Source organism: Ensifer sp. Root1252 (assembly GCF_001425885.1).
In the GTDB taxonomy this organism is placed as follows: Bacteria; Pseudomonadota; Alphaproteobacteria; order Rhizobiales; family Rhizobiaceae; genus Ensifer; species Ensifer canadensis.
On sequence record NZ_LMDT01000001.1, the window covers coordinates 266,901 to 284,995 of the forward strand.

Sequence of the window (18,095 nt, forward strand, 5' to 3'; positions counted from 1 at the left end):
ATGCCGTAAGGCGCGCTCAGAATCCGGACTGGATTCGGGAGAAGACGATGTCGGTGAAGATCGAGATCTGGGCGCCGATGAAAGGCGCGGAAACAGCGACCGTGATCATCACGGCAAGGATCTTCGGTACGAAGGTCAGGGTCATTTCCTGAACCTGGGTCAGCGCCTGAATGAAGGCGATGACGACGCCGACGATCATCGCGGCGAGAACGGCGGGCCCCGAGGCAACGATCACGGTCCAGATCGCAGCCTGCACGATATCGAGGGCATCCGCCTCATTCATAGGGGTATCACTTTACCTTGACGCCTGGGCCGATAACGAGCTCCTTGCCGTTATCCAGCACTGCAATGATTCCGTCAGAGTATAGTTTGACTTCCTTGACAACGCCAGTGACTGTGCCGTCGGCATTGGTGACAGTCTTGCCGATCACCGCGTCCGCCTCGCTGAGCGACGTGCGCTGCAGCAGGCTTTCGAGATTCTTGTTGGTCTTGATCGTCTGTTCGACCTGCGAGAAGGTCGCGAGCTGCGCGATCTGCTGCGTGGCGTCCATCGGCTGCGTCGGGTCCTGATTCTTCATCTGGGCCACGAGCAGCTTGAGGAAGCTCTCGTAGTTCAGCGACGCCTTGCTGGCGTCGTTGCCAGAGTCGGCACCCGAGACGATCGGGGTGTAGTCATTGTTGCTGACGCCGCTTACCGCCATGGTGCGATCTCCTTGCGAATCTGCTCGACCGTGGCCGGCGTGATTTCCTGCGTGTTGAGGATGCGGTCTTCGATGGCGTAGAGCCCACGGATCGCCTTCAGCGCTTCGAAGGCGCGGCCGTTGGTGACCAGGCCGTCGACCCGCTTCAGTTCGGCCAGGATCTCTTCGTTCTTGAAGCAGTTAAGCAGCATGACGACCGACTTGCGGAACATTGCGGTCGATTGCTCGGCGCCTTCCGGGTTGATCAGGATCATCTGGGCGATGAAGTAGAGCTGCTTCAACGGCGTCGTCGCGTCTTCCGGCTGAAGCACGTGGTTTTCCAGAAGGAAGGTCACGTCATTCAGGAATTCGACGGCGACCTTGCGGTCAACGCGAAGCACCGCGCCGTTTACAAAAATTCTTTCGCCCGACTTCAGCGAGATACGCAGTGTGCTCTTCATTTCAGTCCATCCCTGATGATGGTGGTAATGTCAATTATGCCCTGGAAGTTGGAGGATTCGCGTTTGCGGATCTTTTCCGTCTCGTTGAGTATCCAGATGGCGATCGAAATCAGATTGGCGCGCAGCTCTTCGTTGAGCTGGTTTTCCGGAGCGCGAAGATCCTCGATGAAGCGGATCCAGACGCGCCGGGTGAAATAGATCGCCTCGATGGCTTCTCTCGAATACCCGTTCTGCTGTCTTGCGGCTTCAAGGAGCGCAATCGAGCGATCGAGTACCTGCCGCTCTCGATTCTTGGAGTCGGCAACGCCATCCTCCATGATCTCGGCATAGGAAAATTGGTACATTCAGACATCCTTCATGTTTGTCCGGTCGCCTCTTCTCAGAGGTAGTTGAGCAAGCTCATCTGCTGCAGTCTCGACGTCAGCGCGTAGGATGTATCGAGCTGGGTCTTCAACATATTCACGCGCGTTGCGTTTTCTTCCTGATCGATGCCGTTGACGTCGATGATGTGGGTCTTGATGAGCTTCTCCTGCGCCTCGATCGAAGTCGTCGCCTTCTTGACGCGCGACTCCGAGATACCGAGCGAGCTGCGTTCCCCGTTCAGGCCGGCAATAGCCTGCTCCATGTAGCCGAATGCGGCGTTGTTGAGCGTGTTGCGGACCTGCGAATTGACGTTCTTGTCCATCAGTTCCGACGAGATCACGCTGGCAAGCGCGAACATCCGGAAGCTCTTGGTATTGGCGTTGGTCGAGCTCTCGATGACCTCGCTGGCGCTGATCCGGCTCGTCATGTTCTGGCTCGAGGCATCAGACCAGTTGGCATCCCAATCCGTGCCCATGAACATCGGTTCGAGCTTGGTCGTGATGAAGTCCTGCATCTGTGCCGGCGTGAACTGGCTCATGTCGGTCAGGCTGTTTGTCGACATGTAGCTGCTGAGCGCCGTATCGAATGCGGCCTTGGCCGCAGACGGAGGCACGGAGTTGTAGTCCGCGAGCGGCTTGACGTCTGAGTTGATGCCCGAAAACAGGAACTCACCGTTGAAAGAGGTGTTCGCCGCCGATGTGAAGATCTGAAGCGCGCCATTCACTTCGGACTTCAGGATCTTCATCGCGTCGACGCTGTCGTTGCCCTTGTAGGTCACAAGCGTGTCGCGCACCTTCTCGGCGGCCTTCTGCATCGTCTCAAGCGCGCCCTGGGAGGCGGAAAGCCTCTGCGTGACCACGGCGTTGGTGCCCTTCAGGGAGCCCATCCTGTCCAGCTCGCGCTGCAGATTGAGCGATCGCGACGTCGACGCCCCAAGCGTTAGGCCGATGTCGTAGTGAATGCCGCTCGTGCTTTCCTGGGTGCGTCGCAGCAACTCGGCCTGAGTCTGCTGGATCGTCAGGCGCATGGCGGTCTGAATCGCCAGGTTCGAAACGAAGGATGTCTTCATGATTACCTCACAGCTTCCATAAGGGCCGCCATCATGGCGTCCACGGTGCTGACCAGCTTGGCCGATGCTTTGTAGGATTGTTCGAGATCGAGCAGCAGCGACAGTTCTTCGTCGATGCTGACGCCAGTCTGCTTGCTCAGCGCTTCCGCCGTGCGCGACAGCAGAGCCGACTTGTTGTCGTCGGCTGTCGATGCCGTCTTGCGGAACTGCTCCAACCAGCCGACGGAGCTGGTGGCGAAATTCAGAATGTTGCTGTTGCTGTCGAGGCCGGACGCTGGGTCGAACGCCATGTTCTCACCCATTGCGTTGATGAAGCCGTCCAGCAGGGCGGTATAGCCTGCATTGCCGGTGGGGTTGTTCGACGTACCGTCGAAACCACCGTCGCGCAGCATCAGCGGGTCTGCCTTGGCAAGCGCGTTGACCGTGATCTTCGATGCCATGCCAGGCACGATGCCGACTGGCGGAATACCCGCCGTTCCCCAGGTAAACAGGCCGGGCTGGCCGCCTTCCTGGAACATCGTCACCAGGCCGCGGGCGATTTCGTCGAGCTGCGACTGGAATTTCGGCCCGACGTCGTCGCGCAGCTGTACGAGTGCTGCTAGCTTGCCCTTCGCCGTCGTATCGGCGCCGGTTCCCGCGGCAATCGGCACGCCGTCGACATAGATCTTGTTGCCGACTGTCGTCGCGTCGTAAACGTTTTGCGAGGCGAAGGTGACCGAGCGCGGAATCGTCTCGAACAGCACGGTCCCGTCGGTGGTGAAGATCACAGTGTCGTTGTTGGCGCGCGTCGTCGTCGAAATGCCGACGATCTCGGAGACCTGCTTCAAAATCTTGTCGCGCTGATCGAGCGCGTCGTTCGGGTCCGACCCTTGCGCCGTTGCCGCCTTGACGGCGTTGTTGGCCTTTTCGAATTCCGCCAACAGGCCATTCAGCTTGTCGACCTCCAGCGCGATTTCCTTGTCGGCATTCTCGCGCATGTCCTGGACGGACTTGGAGGCCTTGTTGAGCGAATCCGCCAGGTCCCCGGCATCAGAAACCGCCGTTGCGGCGATCGTCTTGTTGCCAGGGGTCGCGGCAAAGGTCTGAAGGCTGTTGCGGAAATCGGCCAGCAGCTTGGAAGGCGCCGTCTCGTAGCTGTTGCCACCGAGCGCCGACTTCATCAGTTCCAGCCCTTCCCGCAGCCTTGCCTGGCCCGAGGCCTCGCCCATGCCGGCGATGCTCTGTTTGAGCAGCGCCTCGTTCTGGGCACGGTAGATGGATACGACCTGCGCGCCATTCGCCGTGCTTCCGAGCAAAGCAAGCCGACGCGAGTAGTCCGCGTTGCCCGCGTTCGCGATGTTCTTCGACACGATCGCGGTTTGCTGCGCCGTGTTGCTGAAAGCCTGTTGTGCGATGGATATTGCGGAGGACAGCGACATAACGCGGACCGTATCTCTTTCAATTACCGTTTCAGGTTGACCAGAACTTCAAGCAGGTCCGATGCGGTCTGGAACACCTTGGAGTTTGCCGTGTAGTTGCGTTGCGCCTCGATCATCGAGGTCAGCTCGTTGGCGATATCGACGTTGGAGTTCTCGAGCGCCTTGGACTGGATGTTGCCGAACGCACCGGAGCCGGCAAAACCGGTGACGATGACGCCGGAATCGGTGCCCTGCGAGTAGACGTTGCCAGACTGCGGCAAGAGCCTGTCCGGGCTCTGGACGGTGGCAAGCGCGATGCGGAACTTCGGAATGAGGTTACCGTCGCCGTACTTGACGTAGACCACGCCTTCCTTGTCGATCTCGAAGCCCGACATCTTGCTCGGCTTGCTGCCGTCGATGCCGCCGCCGGTGCTGGTGAAATCGCCACCGAGCTGCGACGTCTTTGTCGTGTCGATCGTCAGGGCGCCGAGATTGGCGCCTGTGCCCGGCAGGTTGTTGATAGGCGTCGTCGTCAGCGTGGCGGGCGTGGCCGAAATGCGCTTGCCGGCCGCGTCAAACGTCATGCTCTGCGAGCCGATCACGCCCGTTGCCGGCGGGCCTGCCGTGTATGTCGAACGGTCCCGTATCTCAAGCGACCACTGGTTCACGCCGGTTTTCTTGTAGACGAAGTCGAGGATGCGGGTGTTACCCTGGCTGTCGTAGACGACAAGCGACGTCGGCTTTTCGTCGCCGACGGCAGCACCTGACGGCAGGTTCGCTTCCATCGTGCCCTTGGTCGAGCCCGACGCCACCAGGCCTTCGTCCTTGAGCTTGACTTCCGTCAGGCCGTCGAAGCCGTTGACCACGACCGTCGGGTCGGCGCCAGCCTTGTATTCGTAGCCCATCAGCTTGAAGCCGGCGGTGTTGACGAGGTTGCCGTCCTTATCGGGAACGAAGGAGCCGGCACGGGTCAGGAAATTCTCGCCGCCGTTGCCCTGCACGATGAAGAAGCCGCCGCCGTTGATCGCGAGGTCGCTCGAGGACGTCGTGTAGCTTGTGCCGCCCTGCTGCGAAATGCTGTAGCGCACCTGGGTCTCGACGCCGCCGGAATTGTAGTTGCCGCCGCCCGAAGGCAGGATCATCGATGAGAACTCTGTCGAGGCGCGCTTGTAGCCCGTCGTGTTCGCATTCGCGATGTTTTCGGCGACAGTGCCGAGACGGTTCGACTGAGCGTTCATACCGGAGACGCCCGTTCTCATGCTGCCATAGAGACTCATATCGGATCCTCATTTCCACGTTGCAGCGACACTAGGAAGCGGGCCTTGCGTGAACCTGTCTTAGGTACGCCCTGACCCGCCTAGCCGCGCCTTAGTTCCAGTCGATGCAGTAGCCAAGGAACCGCTTGGAATCGATCGGGTCGAAGCCCAACTTCTTGCGCAGTTTCTTGCGCAGCTTGCTGATGTGGCTTTCGACGACGTTCTCCTCGACGTCTTCATCGAAGATGCCGTAAATCGCGTTGAAAATCTGAGACTTGGAGACTCGGCGCCCGCGGTTGGAGACCAGATATTCGAGAATGCGGCGCTCGCGGCGTGGCAATGCGAACACGTCGCCGTTGATCTCCGGATCGCGGCCATCTGCAAAGACGCGGATCGGGCCGATGTCGGTGTAGTTGTTGATGGCTTTCAGGCGGCGACGGATCGCCGCAACGCGTGCCAGGATCTCGCGGGGGTGAACCGGCTTGCGAACGACGTCGTCGACGCCGCAGTCGAACAACGCCAGGGTGTTTTCGAGCGAAGGCGTATCGCTGACCGCAATGACGGGCGCCATCGACCGGTCGCGGATCGCGCGCGGCAAGGCAAAGGTGCTGTCACCCTGGCCGATCAGAAACGCTTCGACCGCGTCGATATCCGAATCTGCCGCCGCATTCACCCACTCGCCGAACTCCTTGGGATCAAAGCCCGTCGAGGGAATTCCTTCACGCCCGAAAAGCGACGTGTAGCCGTCTTTCACGAGTTCTCTATCGTCAACCACTACGATCATTCGTCCGCCTCCGAATCAGTATGGCACCGCACTGATTGAGAGGTACGAATCGAGGGATTCATGAACAACTAGAGGAAGTTAATGGGTGGAATTAATAATTGATTAACCATATCGCGCCGATTTGATCTACATCTAGTGGCTAAGCGTTAACGGTCACACTAAAATAATGTGGAAAAGTTAACGGCTTGCGACAAAACCACTTGCCGTCACATTCTCCACGCATTGTCGCCACAATGCAGAATGACCCGTAATCAAACAATCATTGGTTGCTTATTGACAGAACTGCGTGGCATTCGGCGTCCACTTGCCGTAGCCCGTCGCGACCAGATTCGCGATCACCCGGCAGACATATTTCTTCTGCGCCGGGTCGTTGTTCGGGCCGGCATGATACCGTGCGACGGCCATTGTCCAGCTCTCATGCTTCGCTCGAAGGTTGGACAGGAAGCGCGCGGCATATTCGACATTCTTGCGAGGGTCAAGCATCTCCGTCGGCGATGCGAACTGATCGCCATGGAAGTGGTAATTTATCTGCATGCAACCGAGATCGATGAGCTTGGCACCCTGCGCCTGAGCGTTGGCAAATCGAACGAGAACATCCTGCGTGCTGGTGCCGAAATAGGCCTTACCTTCGATATTCATTGCGTAGGGTTGCAGCGACCCCTTGCGGCCGGTTTCCGTCAATCCGACGGAGTAGAGTATGCCGGCCGGAATGCCGTATTTGGATGCTGCCGAGATGATTTCACGTTCGCAGATTCCAGTGTCGGCACCGGCGAATGCGCTACATGTAGACGTGACCAGTGCGAGAACGCTCAGTGCCGGCAACCGCATCATCCGTACCGCCATTGCCAACCCGCCTTTCCGCCACTGAACCCTGGCTGTCGCCATCCTGTCGCTGCCGCCCCTGCCCGCTACCGTCCTCGGCGCGATCGCGGCCCTGCTGGCCCGCCTGGGCCTGCGGCTGCGAGCTGCCGCCGCCCGTCGATGTATCGCTGCCCGAATTGAACACGACGTTGATCTGATCGACCGCGAAGCCCTGGGCTCGCAGCGCCTTGACCATTTCGCTCTGGTCGTCGCGCAGCTGGCGGAAGGCTTCGCCGTTCTCCACCTTCAGCTCGACCTGCAGCTCGTCGTCCTTCAACCGCAACGTTGCGGTGACGAGGCCAAGCTCGATCGGATGCATCTGGATCTTGAGCGTGTTCAAGGTCTTGCCGGCCTGCGTCCAGGCACCCGGCTGGCCGAGGGCAGCACTCGGCTGCAACGACTGGGCAAAGCCCGCGTCGCCGGCGATCGCGTTGGCGACATTGGTGGAATTGCTGTTCATCGAAATGCCGAGATAACGGCGAGCTTCGAGCACGGTGACGTTCTCAGCCTTGGCATTTGACCGCGCGGCGTCAACCGTCGCCCGTTCGCCGTCCTTCGATATGCTCATCGAAATCGCCTGCCCCTTGCCATCGGCGCGGGCGAAGCGGAACAACCGGTCGGTGCCCTGTTCGCCATCGGCACCTTCGGCACTCGCACCATGGGCATCGATCATCTCGCCATGCCCAGCGCCCTTGGCGCCGCGTTCACCGAGGGCATGGACGCCAGCGGCGCCGGCCGAGCCACCTTGGGCATCAGCACGCGTCGACGGCATGGCGTTGCCGCCGAGCAGCGTCAGCAGGTCGTCTACGCTGGCGCTTGGGGAAGTCTTGGCATCTGAAGCCGCGGCCGCATCAGTTGGCTCGCCGTCTGCACCCTGCGCGCCGTTTGCCTGGCCCCTACCCAAGCCGCGCGACAAACCCGCTATGCCGGCGGCCAATTCGTCGGCGTCGGCGGCAACCGTCTCATTCGCCTGTTCGCGCGCCCGCGCCGCCTTGGCAGCAACACGCTTGGCGTCTCGTCCACGCTCCGCGAGCGAGAACCGCTCGTTCTGAGCATTGTGATTGTCGAGCAACGGATCTTCCGGATCCCCAGGTGCACGATTGTGCGCCTGCTTGGAGATCGAGATCTTGGCGTCGCCGCCTTTAATGCCGCCATTGCCAATCAAGGTCGCAGCTCCAGAGTTTTCGCCTTCGGCCGCCTCGCCGTTGCCGGCGGACGAACCTTGTCCGCCCTGACCGTTCGCCTTCTGGCGCCCAGCGGTTGCGACGGCGTCCTCGAAGGCGCCGGGGGCTTGCTCCTTGCCGCCCGCACGTGCGCCCGGCTTGCCCGTCTGGGACTGAGGTGGTGCGCGCAGGCTTTCGTCGAGAGCTCTCATTTGCCTTCCCCCCTTAGCAGCGCATCGATCTCCTCCAACTTGGACCGCCCCTTGGCCACGAAACCGTCGTGAGCAGGATCGGAGGCGTCGGCAGTCTCAGCGCTGGCCTGTGTCGTCTCGCCAGCTTCTGGGGCGCTGGCATCAGCCGCCGGGCTACCGAACGGGCTCATGCCGCTTCCCGTTTCCGCACCTTCGATCTGCTCGACTGGCGTGGCTGGTCTAACCGGTCTAGCGGAGAACGCTTGCGTGAGGCTTTCATCGTCCGGTGGTCTGACAACGGCCTCTGCAACTGCCTTTGCCGCGTCACGCAGGGCTCGGTCACGCGGAGAAAGCTCAGCGTCCGGGATCGCGGCGATGCTCTGTGTTGCGGCAAAGACGTCAGACGACGGTACCGACGCCAGCCCGGCGTAAAAATTGGCGAGCACACGCGGCTCGGACGCACCGTCGGCTGCGAGCTGCTCGGCCCGTTCCGAGGCAAGCTTTGCCAAGGATTGCTTTCCGCTGATAGCCGCACGTCGTGCGACGCGAAGATAGACCTCGCGCTGGCGCGGCGCATCCATGAAAGTCAGGATTTCGGAAATCCGTTCGTGCGCCGCCTCGTCGAAATGCCCGACGGCCAGCTCGACGAAGACGTCGGCGAATTGGCTGGCATAGGGCGACGTCAGGTATCGGCGGGCGTAGTTCAGGGCATAACGAAATCCCTTGTCAGGCATGTTCGCCTGCACAGCAAGGAAGACCGAGCGACGAAGCGCCGCCTCCTCGATAATCGTTCCCGGAGCAGTCAATCGCGCCCAGTCGTAGAACTTCATCGCCCCGACCGGGTCCTGCTGAGATGTGGCATTGCCGAGGATCAGGAACAGGTAGGGACCAACACGGGAATTGCGGTACTCGGGCGCCGCCTTCGACAGGCTCTCGACGATCAGGCCACCCTTGCCGCCGAGATATTGCCTAAGCGCGTCAGTAACGCGCGAATCGAAATTGCCATCGACATCATGGTCGGCGAGATAGTTGAGTGTTTCCGGATTACCGCCGCTCATGGCGTAGACAAGTGCCGCATCGACATTGCGCGGATCGCGGAACACGGACGCATCCGCAGCCCTGAGCCGCTTGTCGATCGCACCCAGCATGAAGCGCTGCATCTCGATGGCAGAATGATCGCCGAGCACCACCGAGTCCTGCACGTATTGCAGCGACCGGATCATCTTGAAGGGTGCAAGCTCCTCGAGGTCGTTGGCATCCGCCATTCCCGCCGAAAGCGGGATGGCCAGTGCCGACATCATCAAGGCGGATCGCAAGCGTCGCAGCATCGGTTCTAACCCTTAGCCGACTGCAGCAGGATTTCGATACGGCGGTTGCCGGGCGCATAGGGATCGCCAGGGATCTGTAGCCGCCGGTCGGCAAAGCCGCTGATCTGGCTGACGCGATCTTCCTTGAGACCACCGCGAACGAGCATGTAGTAGGCGCTCTGGGCGCGCGCAGCCGACAGGCGCCAGTTGTCATAGGTGCCGTCCTTGAACGGACGACCATCGGTGTGGCCACGGATGGCGACAACGCCCTGGCGCTCAGACAGCAGCCGGCCGATCTTCTCCATGGCCATGACAAGTTCCTTCTGCGGCACGGCCGAGCCGACGGCAAACATCTGGGAATCCGTCTGTTCGCTGATCGTCAACAGCAGACCGCCTTCAGCCGGCGTCACGACGAGGCCCTCTGCCAGTTTGCCGGCATCGCCTCCGAGCTCCCTCTTGATCTCGGCCTTCAATTCCTCGGCCTGCGCTGCGGCATCCGGTTTGGCAAGTTCTGCCTCTTCGGCATCAGTCTTACCGGCGTCGGCCGGCTTCCCTTCGGCCTTTTGTTCTTCGGCGGTCTTCTGCAATGGCGCTGCGCCGCTCGCCATCGCCGCCTTGGACGCCAAGGCGACGTCCTTCTCGGTGGTGTTGCCGGCATCCTTGACTTCGACCTGTTTGGTCCAGAAGTCCGGGTCGAATGGATCGCGAAAGGCCTCGCCGCCTTCCGCCCCGGTCGACGGCCCGGACTGCGCCGCACCGCCGTCACCCTTGACGCTGATGTTTGCCTGCTGGCCGACTTCCTGCGCGATTTCCGAAAGCACCGAATAGGGATTCTCGAAGAAATCGGCGTCGGAGTATTTCGTTTCCTCGCCCGAGGTTGCGGTCAGCTGGTCGCCGGTCTTGGCCGAGCCGCCCGATTTTTCCTGCTCGCCGTCGACCTTCGATCGCTGCTGTGTCTCTTCGCCCTGCGCATCCTTGGCAGGATCCTTCAAGCCACGCTCAGCGGGCTTCTGGTCGGTCAGCTGCACCGGGTTGAAATAGGAGGCGATGGCCGCCTTCGTCTCCTCGTTGGCGGCATTGATCAGCCACATGACGAGGAAGAAGGCCATCATCGCCGTCATGAAGTCGGCGTAGGCAATCTTCCAGCCGCCGCCGTGATGCTCGCCATGACCGCCACTCACTCGTTTGACGATGATGATTTCGTTCTTGCCGTTGTGATGGCTTTCGTCGCTCATGCGAGGACCTTCCGGACAGTGTCGGCCCAAGCCGCCATTCTTGTAACGAGGATCGTCTCATCCATTTCGATGGCGAGGTCGATGTCGTTGGTTTCAACGTGGCGGAACACCGGCATGTCGTCGCCGAGGCTGCTCTTCAATGCTTCGAACAGGGGAAGCGGACCCTTGATGGTGATCGCACAGCCTTCGCCAGCGATAATTCCCTGCCGGATCATCTGCGCCATATCGGCAACGGCGCGCTGCGCGAGCGCCTCCTCCATGACAGGTGCAAGCACCCGGGCGGTCTGGTCACCCAGCGAAACCGCCAGATGCTCGGTCATCTCCTGAAACCGTCCGGCCATGCGACTTGCGGCCTCGTCCTCGAGGCGCCTGGTCAGGGCCTCGATTTCGGCCGCGTGGGCCGCCTGGAGATCGGCGATCTGATTGCCGTGTTCGAAGGCAAGCTCCGCCGACGCTTCGGCGCGGCCCTGCTCGAAAGCCTCGCGCCGTTCGGCTTCGACATCGATCTGCGGCGCAGCCGCTCGCGACGTGTGCCGGTCGCCATCGGAGTAGTCTGTATCCAGATCGGGGAAGTATTTCTGCGGCATCATCGACAATTCGACTTTCGGCGCACTGAAATCCTTGAGATAGCGGGACAGCATCGCGCTCATGGCTGGAACCTCGATGCGCGCAGCACGATAGAAGGCGATCCCCGTCTACCCGACAGGCGCCGCCCTACGGCGCAGAATTCCCATGATCCTGACACTGCTGAAATGTCTCCCTCGGGTCCGGTCACCGATAGCGGCGAACCCTGCATTCTTTGACTTACAGCGGCCGGGCACGGGAATTTTCATTCCGGCGGCAGACCGATGCAGGCGGCGGCGCAAATCTCATATTGGCCGGCAGTCATCCGACAGGACTGCGAGGGAACGCTATTCGGTCAAACTTGTGCGAAAATGAATGTGTTGGACCGCGCCAGGGCAATTAGCGCGGTCCAACCGTTTCCACCGGGTGCCGTGACCGACGACGTGGCAGAACTCAACTCGATTCGATATCCGCCTTCTCGGCGGGCACGGACGGGCGGTCCCAAACCGGCGGAACCAAGGCGCCACCGGCTGGAAAACCTTACTGCTGGAAGAGGCGCAGAATGTTTTCGGAGTTGGTATTGGCGATCGACAGCGCCTGAATGCCGAGCTGCTGCTGCGTCTGCAGCGCCTTCAAGCGCGTCGATTCCTCATTCATGTCGGCATCGACCAGACGACCGACGCCCTTGTCGATCGTATCCATCAGGTTGGCGACAAAGCTTTCCTGCATGTCGATACGCTTGGTGATCGCGCCGAGTGTCGAACCGGCGTCCGTCAGCTGCCCGAGGATCTTGTCGACGACGCGGATCATCGCGTCCATTTCCGTGGGCGCGGTCGTCGCAGTCAGCTTGATTTCGGTGCCGGTCGGCGGCGCAGCCGGCGGGGCGACGATCAGATAGTACGGTGCGGCGGTGCCGGTCGGCGTCTGCTGCAGCTGGTCGGCATCATAGGCCCTGGTCAGCAGGCCGCGCGCCGCGCTGCCCGTGTCGATCAGCATCGATTGCGCCGTGTCGAAATCGAGCGTCGTGATGGAAACATTGCCGTTTCCGTCGCGGTTGAAGGAAGCGACGACCGACTTCGTGCCGACGGCGGCTGTATTGGTATTGTAGAGCCAGTTCTCGCTCGAGAACGACGCCGATTGTGCGGCGGACATGAGCTGGTTCTTCAGCTCGGTGATTTCCTTGTTGATCTTGAGCTTGTCGACGCCGGGCTCGCGCGCGGCGACGAGCTTGGTCTTGATTTCGGTGACGACGTCGATCGACGCCTTCATCGCCGCATAGGCAGTGTCGACCTTCGCCGCACCGAGACCAAGCGCATCCTGAACGGTGGAGAGTGCGGCGTTGTCCGAGCGCATGGTGGTCGCGATCGACCAATAGGCGGCGTTGTCGGCTGCTGTCTGCACGCGGTAGCCGGACGAGATTCGCTCCTGCACTTCGGCCATATTGGTGTTGATCGAACGCAACGTCTGAAGTGCGGCCATGGCGGCCGTGTTGGTCATGATGCTGGTCATTGGTCACTTGCCCCGAAAGATTTTCTGAGAACATTCCGGAGTGATTGACCGGCAGCGACGGGACCAGCGTCATGCGAACCGCCCCTGTTTTGCCCTGGGGGCGACCCTTCGCTCTTAACGAATGTGTAACGATTGTTTGGTTAACAAACGGTTAACGCCATTCATAAGTCAGTAACGAAGGTGAACAAAAATAAGGGAATATGAAGCAGGCGTTAACGGCAAAAGACAACGCCCCGGTAACGCAAAAACCGCGCCGTCCTTTCGGGCGGCGCGGCTTCCTGGAGGTCATGATCATGACGGGCGCAGATGCGTCCGTCATACCTATGCGCTGATTAACGGAACAGCGACAGGATGTTCTGCGAGTTGGTGTTGGCAATCGTCAGGGCCTGGATGCCGAGCTGCTGCTGCGTCTGCAGAGCCTTCAGGCGGGTCGACTCTTCGTTCATGTCGGCGTCAACCAGCTTGCCGACGCCCGATTCGATCGAGTCCATCAGGTTGTCGACGAAGTCCTTCTGGNTCAGGATGCGGTTGCCGGAGATCGTCTGGAACAGGATGGTCGAGACGGCGATCGCCTTCAGGCGGGTCGACTCTTCGTTCATGTCGGCGTCAACCAGCTTGCCGACGCCCGATTCGATCGAGTCCATCAGGTTGTCGACGAAGTCCTTCTGGAGGTCGACGCGCTTGTTGACCGCACCGAGGTCTGCAGCAGAGTCAGTCATGCTCTTCAGGACGGTGTCAACGCCGCTGAGGTAATTGGCCAGTGTCGTTGCCGTTACGCCAGTGCTGATGTCGAGGGTCAGAACGCTGACGCCGGCGATGGCCGTGCCAGTGGAGTCCTTGAGTGCGTCTGTGAGCAGGCCGTTTGCTGTTGCTGCTTCGTCGATCAGCATGGTCTTGGTCGTGTGGAGTCCTTGAGTGCGTCTGTGAGCAGGCCGTTTGCTGTTGCTGCTTCGTCGATCAGCATGGTCTTGGTCGTGTCGACGTCGAGCGTCGTCAGGCTGACATTGCCGTTGGAGTCACGGTTGAACGAACCGACGATCGACTTCGTGCCCGGAGCAGTTGCGCCGGAAGCGGTGTAGAGCCAGTTTTCGCCGGAGAACGAAGCGGACTTGACGACGCTCTTAAGCTGTTCCTGAAGCTGCGTGATTTCCTTCTGGACCTTGGACTTGTCAACGCCCGGCTCGCTGGCAGCAACCAGCTTTGCCTTGATTTCGTCGACGACCGAGATCGCGGCTTTCATGCCGGTGTAAGCAACGTCGGTCTTGGCTGCGCCGAGGCCGAGTGCGTCCTGAACCGTGCCGAGGGCCTTGTTGTCCGAACGCATGGTCGTTGCGATCGACCAGTAAGCGGCGTTGTCGGAAGCGTTACCAACGCGGTAGCCGGACGAAATACGGTCCTGCGTCGTTTCCATCGAGGAATTGATCGAACGCAGCGTGGAGAGTGCGGCCATTGCCGCGTTGTTGGTCATGATAGACGTCATTGGCTGAGTGCCCCTTGGGAAAACTGGATTGAAAGGGACATTCCGGGATTACCGGGAACCGGCGGCCAGCTTCATGCCTGCTAACGCGTTAATCTTGTTGGTTAACCCGCCGTTTCGATAGCCACAGAAAACACCAAGATGGTTAACGAAGCTTGAAGCCGCAGACGAAAAAAACATACCGACAAAAGAAAAACCGCGCCTCGATGGAGACGCGGTTTTTCGTTTTGCAGTCCGGGACCGAAGTCGCCGGTGTCTGGACCGCTTAGCGGAACAACGACAGGATGTTCTGCGAGCTGCTGTTGGCGATCGAGAGAGCCTGGATGCCGAGCTGCTGCTGCGTCTGCAGAGCCTTCAGGCGGGTCGACTCTTCGTTCATGTCGGCGTCAACCAGCTTGCCGACGCCCGATTCGATCGAGTCCATCAGGTTGTCGACGAAGTCCTTCTGGNTTCAGGCGGGTCGACTCTTCGTTCATGTCGGCGTCAACCAGCTTGCCGACGCCCGATTCGATCGAGTCCATCAGGTTGTCGACGAAGTCCTTCTGGAGATCGACGCGCTTGTTGACGGCGCCGAGGTCCGAAGCGGCATCGGTCATGCTCTTCAGGACAGTGTCGACACCGCTGAGGTAGTTGGCCAGTGTCGTTGCCGTTACCCCAGTGCTGATGTCGAGGGTCAGAACGCTGACGCCGGCGATGGCCGTGCCAGTGGAGTCCTTGAGTGCGTCTGTGAGCAGGCCGTTTGCTGTTGCTGCTTTGACGCCGGCGATGGCCGTGCCAGTGGAGTCCTTGAGTGCGTCTGTGAGCAGGCCGTTTGCTGTTGCTGCTTCGTCGATCAGCATGGTCTTGGTCGTGTCGACGTCGAGCGTCGTCAGGCTGACGTTGCCAGAAGCGTCACGGTTGAACGAACCGACGATCGACTTCGTGCCCGGAGCAGTTGCGCCGGAAGCGGTGTAGAGCCAGTTTTCGCCGGAGAAGCCAGCGGACTTGACCACGCTCTTCAGCTGATCCTGCAGCTGCGTGATTTCCTTCTGGACCTTGGACTTGTCAACACCCGGCTCGCTGGCAGCAACCAGCTTTGCCTTGATTTCGTCGACGACCGAGATCGCGGCTTTCATGCCGGTGTAAGCAACGTCGGTCTTGGCAGCGCCGAGGCCGAGTGCGTCCTGAACTGTGCCGAGGGCCTTGTTGTCCGAACGCATGGTCGTTGCGATCGACCAGTAAGCGGCGTTGTCGGAAGCGTTACCAACGCGGTAGCCGGACGAAATACGNCGTGCCGAGGGCCTTGTTGTCCGAACGCATGGTCGTTGCGATCGACCAGTAAGCGGCGTTGTCGGAAGCGTTACCAACGCGGTAGCCGGACGAAATACGGTCCTGCGTCGTTTCCATCGAGGAATTGATCGAACGCAGCGTGGAGAGTGCGGCCATTGCCGAGTTGTTGGTCATAATAGAAGTCATGAGACTGTCCCTCAAATTTACAAGGTTACACGGTTGGGGACATGCCGGACTGAATACGTCTACCGGCAATGACGGACCGGCTTCATGCCACTCGGCTCCGCTCACTCAAGTGAAGGAAACCAAACCCGTCATGTGAAGGTGAATATCCCTCCCAAAGCTTGCGATTTCATTAAGGCGGAAGGATATTTTCTAAGCAAAATCCTATGGTTAACGGCACGTTACTTTGCCGCCACCCCGTCGCCCGCGAATGACTTCATCGACATCGCGTTTATTGGCAAACAATACGCAAATCGCTCAGCAATCCCGCTTGGGGCAAGGTTTCTGCTTCAAAACAACACCCTGGAACATTGACGTTGCACAGGCTCGCGCGGTGACAACGGTTGCGCTTATCCCATGGAGCTTCCCTTGAACGCCCACACCATCTTCTCTTCCGCTTCGCGGCAGTATCAAAAAGGCCAGTACACCGAGGCGCTCGATACCCTCAATCAGCTGCTCGATCTTACCCGTGATGCCAAGACCTATGCGCTTCTGGCAAAGGTACTGCTGAAGCTCGGCTTCCGGAGCGATGCTGCACAAGCCTATCAGCTGGCCGGCGAAGAAGGCGGATTGCGTTCGGAGCATTTCCTGGCCGAGGCCATGAAGCTGCATTTCGCCTGCGGCAATGATGATCAGGCCTTAAGCCTCGGCCGGCCCTTGCTCGAGCAGGCAAAGACCGATCCCGAACTTGCCTACATCATCGTGACCTTGTTCCTGAAGCGCGACCAGGCCGACATTCTCAGCCCTTTCAAATCGACACTCTCGGCGAGCGCGCGGCAGGAACACCAGGTGCTGGCGGCAAAGCTGCTGACGTCGGATGTCGGAAACAACGATGATCGCGAGATCGTCACCAACCTGTTCCGGCGGACGCCATCGAACCCGGTCCTGCTGTCGGCTTATCTCGTTTTCATGCAGGAAGTGAACAACTTCAACGAAATCGAAAACTATGCGCAGGCGCTGGAGCGTGCGATCCAGGCGACCAACCGCAAATTTCTGCGCGCGGAAACGCCTTTCTACAATGTGCACTGGTGCCGCGATGAAAAGTTGAACCGCCTGGCCGCTGCGCTTGATCAGCCGTTCCCACCAACATTGCCCGAGGAACGCCGCAAGATGCAGCACGTGTGGGGCAAGAAGATACGGCTGGGTTACCTTTCGAACGACTTCTGGGGACCGCACGCGACGATGAAGCTCCTGCAAGCCGTGCTGACCTTGCATGATCGCGAGAAATTCGACGTGACGCTCTTCTGCTACACGCCGGAGAAACACCTCGCCGTTGCTGGCGAAGGGCGTCAGACCTGGGGCAAAATCGTCCGCATCGAAAACCTTTCCGACGAGCAGGCCGCCCAGACGATCCGCGACGAGCAGATCGATATCCTCGTCGATCTCAAGGGCCATACGATGAACAGTCGCGTTGCCATACTCAACCACAAGACCGCACCTGTGCAGGCGACATGGCTCGGTTTCCCCGGCACCACCGTCAACGTCGATCTCGACTACATCATCGGCGACCGTCACGTCCTTCCCGATGGCAGCGAGGACCACTACTACGAGCGGTTCTGCCGGTTGCCCGAGACCTACCAGCCGAACGACCCTGCCGGCCGGCCACGGCCGGCAGCGATGACACGCACGCAAGCGGGCCTGCCGGAAGATGCTTTCGTCTACGCATCGTTCAACGCCAACCGCAAGATCACCGTCGAAACCATGAAGGCATGGGCTGGGATCCTGCGCAGGACGCCTGACAGCGTTCTCTGGCTGATGTGCCCCAAGCCGGAAGCCCAGGCTCATATTCTTCGGCGTTTCCAGAGCTACGGCATCGCCACAAAACGCATTATCTTCTGCGCGAAGGTCGAGTACGAACAACACTTGGCGCGTATCCCAGTCGCCGACCTCGGCCTCGACACTTTCCCCTGTAACGGACACACCACGACGTCGGAGCAGTTGTGGATGGGCTTGCCGGTGCTGACGCCAAAGGGCACGCACTTCGCCTCGCGCGTCAGCGAAAGCCTGCTGCGCGCAATCGGCGTGCCGGAACTCGTTGCCGCCGATGTCGACGACTATGTCGGGCAGGCGATCGCCCTTTACGAGACCCGCGGCAAGGTAGCCGAATACAAGCAGAAGCTCGCCGACAACCGGCTGCAGATGCCGCTCTTTGATGCGGAACGCTTCTGCCGCCACCTCGAGCAGGCCTATGAGGCGATGGCCGACCGCGCGAAGAAGGGATTGGAGCCTGCTCTCATCGACGTGCCGGCACTGCCGGTACGTACAGGATCGTTCGCACAGTAAAGTC

18 protein-coding genes and 3 pseudogenes are annotated in these 18,095 nt (G+C 60.2%); 2 read left to right on the forward strand and 19 right to left on the reverse strand.

All coding sequences use genetic code 11. From position 1 onward, the window contains the following. Positions 1-16: 16 nt before the first annotated feature. The 19 genes and pseudogenes from fliQ to ASD02_RS39375 all read right to left on the reverse strand — a co-directional run. The gene (gene fliQ, locus ASD02_RS01285) at positions 17-283 is read right to left on the reverse strand and encodes a flagellar biosynthesis protein FliQ (RefSeq protein WP_025425945.1); all 267 of its coding nucleotides are present in this window, start codon (positions 281-283) and stop codon (positions 17-19) included. A gap of 7 nt (positions 284-290) precedes the next feature. After that, positions 291-701, reverse strand: coding sequence for a flagellar hook assembly protein FlgD (flgD, locus tag ASD02_RS01290; protein WP_025425944.1), 411 nt, complete (start codon positions 699-701; stop codon positions 291-293). Further along, complete coding sequence (gene flbT / locus ASD02_RS01295; protein WP_025425943.1) at positions 692-1,141, reverse strand: flagellar biosynthesis repressor FlbT; 450 nt, start codon at positions 1,139-1,141, stop codon at positions 692-694. Before flbT ends, flgD begins: the two co-directional genes overlap by 10 nt. After that, positions 1,138-1,485: a flagellar biosynthesis regulator FlaF gene (gene flaF, locus ASD02_RS01300; RefSeq protein WP_025425942.1), complete on the reverse strand. Its 348-nt coding sequence runs from the start codon at positions 1,483-1,485 to the stop codon at positions 1,138-1,140. Before flaF ends, flbT begins: the two co-directional genes overlap by 4 nt. A gap of 35 nt (positions 1,486-1,520) precedes the next feature. After that, positions 1,521-2,573 (reverse strand): flagellar hook-associated family protein, encoded by a 1,053-nt coding sequence (locus ASD02_RS01305; RefSeq protein ID WP_025425941.1) that lies wholly within the window; start codon positions 2,571-2,573, stop codon positions 1,521-1,523. A gap of 2 nt (positions 2,574-2,575) precedes the next feature. Continuing rightward, positions 2,576-3,991: a flagellar hook-associated protein FlgK gene (flgK, locus tag ASD02_RS01310; RefSeq protein ID WP_025425940.1), complete on the reverse strand. Its 1,416-nt coding sequence runs from the start codon at positions 3,989-3,991 to the stop codon at positions 2,576-2,578. A 23-nt stretch (positions 3,992-4,014) separates the two neighbouring features. Next, positions 4,015-5,247: a flagellar hook protein FlgE gene (locus ASD02_RS01315; RefSeq protein WP_025425939.1), complete on the reverse strand. Its 1,233-nt coding sequence runs from the start codon at positions 5,245-5,247 to the stop codon at positions 4,015-4,017. Positions 5,248-5,338: 91 nt separating this feature from the next. Further along, positions 5,339-6,010, reverse strand: a complete 672-nt coding sequence (locus tag ASD02_RS01320; RefSeq protein ID WP_025425938.1) for a response regulator transcription factor — start codon at positions 6,008-6,010, stop codon at positions 5,339-5,341. A 270-nt stretch (positions 6,011-6,280) separates the two neighbouring features. After that, on the reverse strand, positions 6,281-6,838 hold the full coding sequence (locus tag ASD02_RS01325; RefSeq protein WP_025425937.1) for a transglycosylase SLT domain-containing protein: 558 nt from the start codon (positions 6,836-6,838) through the stop codon (positions 6,281-6,283). Beyond that, positions 6,789-8,246 carry a flagellar hook-length control protein FliK gene (locus tag ASD02_RS01330; RefSeq protein ID WP_025425936.1) on the reverse strand — a complete coding sequence of 486 codons (1,458 nt, stop codon included), beginning with the start codon at positions 8,244-8,246 and terminating at the stop codon, positions 6,789-6,791. Before ASD02_RS01330 ends, ASD02_RS01325 begins: the two co-directional genes overlap by 50 nt. Continuing rightward, a complete protein-coding gene (gene motC, locus ASD02_RS01335; protein ID WP_025425935.1) occupies positions 8,243-9,553 on the reverse strand; it encodes a chemotaxis protein MotC in 1,311 nt (436 codons plus the stop codon). The genes ASD02_RS01330 and motC overlap by 4 nt, the downstream gene beginning before the upstream one ends. Before the next feature lie 5 nt (positions 9,554-9,558). Then, the gene (locus ASD02_RS01340; protein ID WP_025425934.1) at positions 9,559-10,767 is read right to left on the reverse strand and encodes a MotB family protein; all 1,209 of its coding nucleotides are present in this window, start codon (positions 10,765-10,767) and stop codon (positions 9,559-9,561) included. Beyond that, positions 10,764-11,417, reverse strand: a complete 654-nt coding sequence (locus ASD02_RS01345; RefSeq protein WP_025425933.1) for a hypothetical protein — start codon at positions 11,415-11,417, stop codon at positions 10,764-10,766. Before ASD02_RS01345 ends, ASD02_RS01340 begins: the two co-directional genes overlap by 4 nt. Before the next feature lie 454 nt (positions 11,418-11,871). After that, positions 11,872-12,840, reverse strand: a complete 969-nt coding sequence (locus ASD02_RS01350; RefSeq protein WP_025425932.1) for a flagellin — start codon at positions 12,838-12,840, stop codon at positions 11,872-11,874. Positions 12,841-13,172: 332 nt separating this feature from the next. Next, positions 13,173-13,356, reverse strand: a 184-nt coding sequence (locus tag ASD02_RS39470; protein WP_277996338.1) for a flagellin, incomplete at its 5' end; no start/stop codon positions are given. Between the two features lies 1 nt (position 13,357). Next, a pseudogene (locus ASD02_RS36640) lies at positions 13,358-14,320 on the reverse strand (flagellin); the annotation flags it as partial. A 262-nt stretch (positions 14,321-14,582) separates the two neighbouring features. After that, a partial coding sequence (locus ASD02_RS39370; RefSeq protein ID WP_277996339.1) for a flagellin occupies positions 14,583-14,766 on the reverse strand: 184 nt, incomplete at its 5' end. Between the two features lies 1 nt (position 14,767). Next, positions 14,768-15,585, reverse strand: a pseudogene (locus tag ASD02_RS01360) (flagellin); the annotation flags it as partial. Position 15,586: 1 nt separating this feature from the next. Further along, positions 15,587-15,772: pseudogene (locus tag ASD02_RS39375) on the reverse strand (flagellin); the annotation flags it as partial. 84 nt (positions 15,773-15,856) lie between these two features. Here ASD02_RS39375 and ASD02_RS01365 point away from each other — a divergent pair. Both ASD02_RS01365 and ASD02_RS01370 read left to right on the forward strand, forming a co-directional pair. Beyond that, entirely contained in the window at positions 15,857-16,123 is a 267-nt protein-coding gene (locus tag ASD02_RS01365; RefSeq protein ID WP_128090457.1) for a hypothetical protein, read from the forward strand. A 54-nt stretch (positions 16,124-16,177) separates the two neighbouring features. Beyond that, complete coding sequence (locus ASD02_RS01370; protein ID WP_025425928.1) at positions 16,178-18,091, forward strand: glycosyl transferase; 1,914 nt, start codon at positions 16,178-16,180, stop codon at positions 18,089-18,091. Positions 18,092-18,095 lie beyond the last annotated feature (4 nt).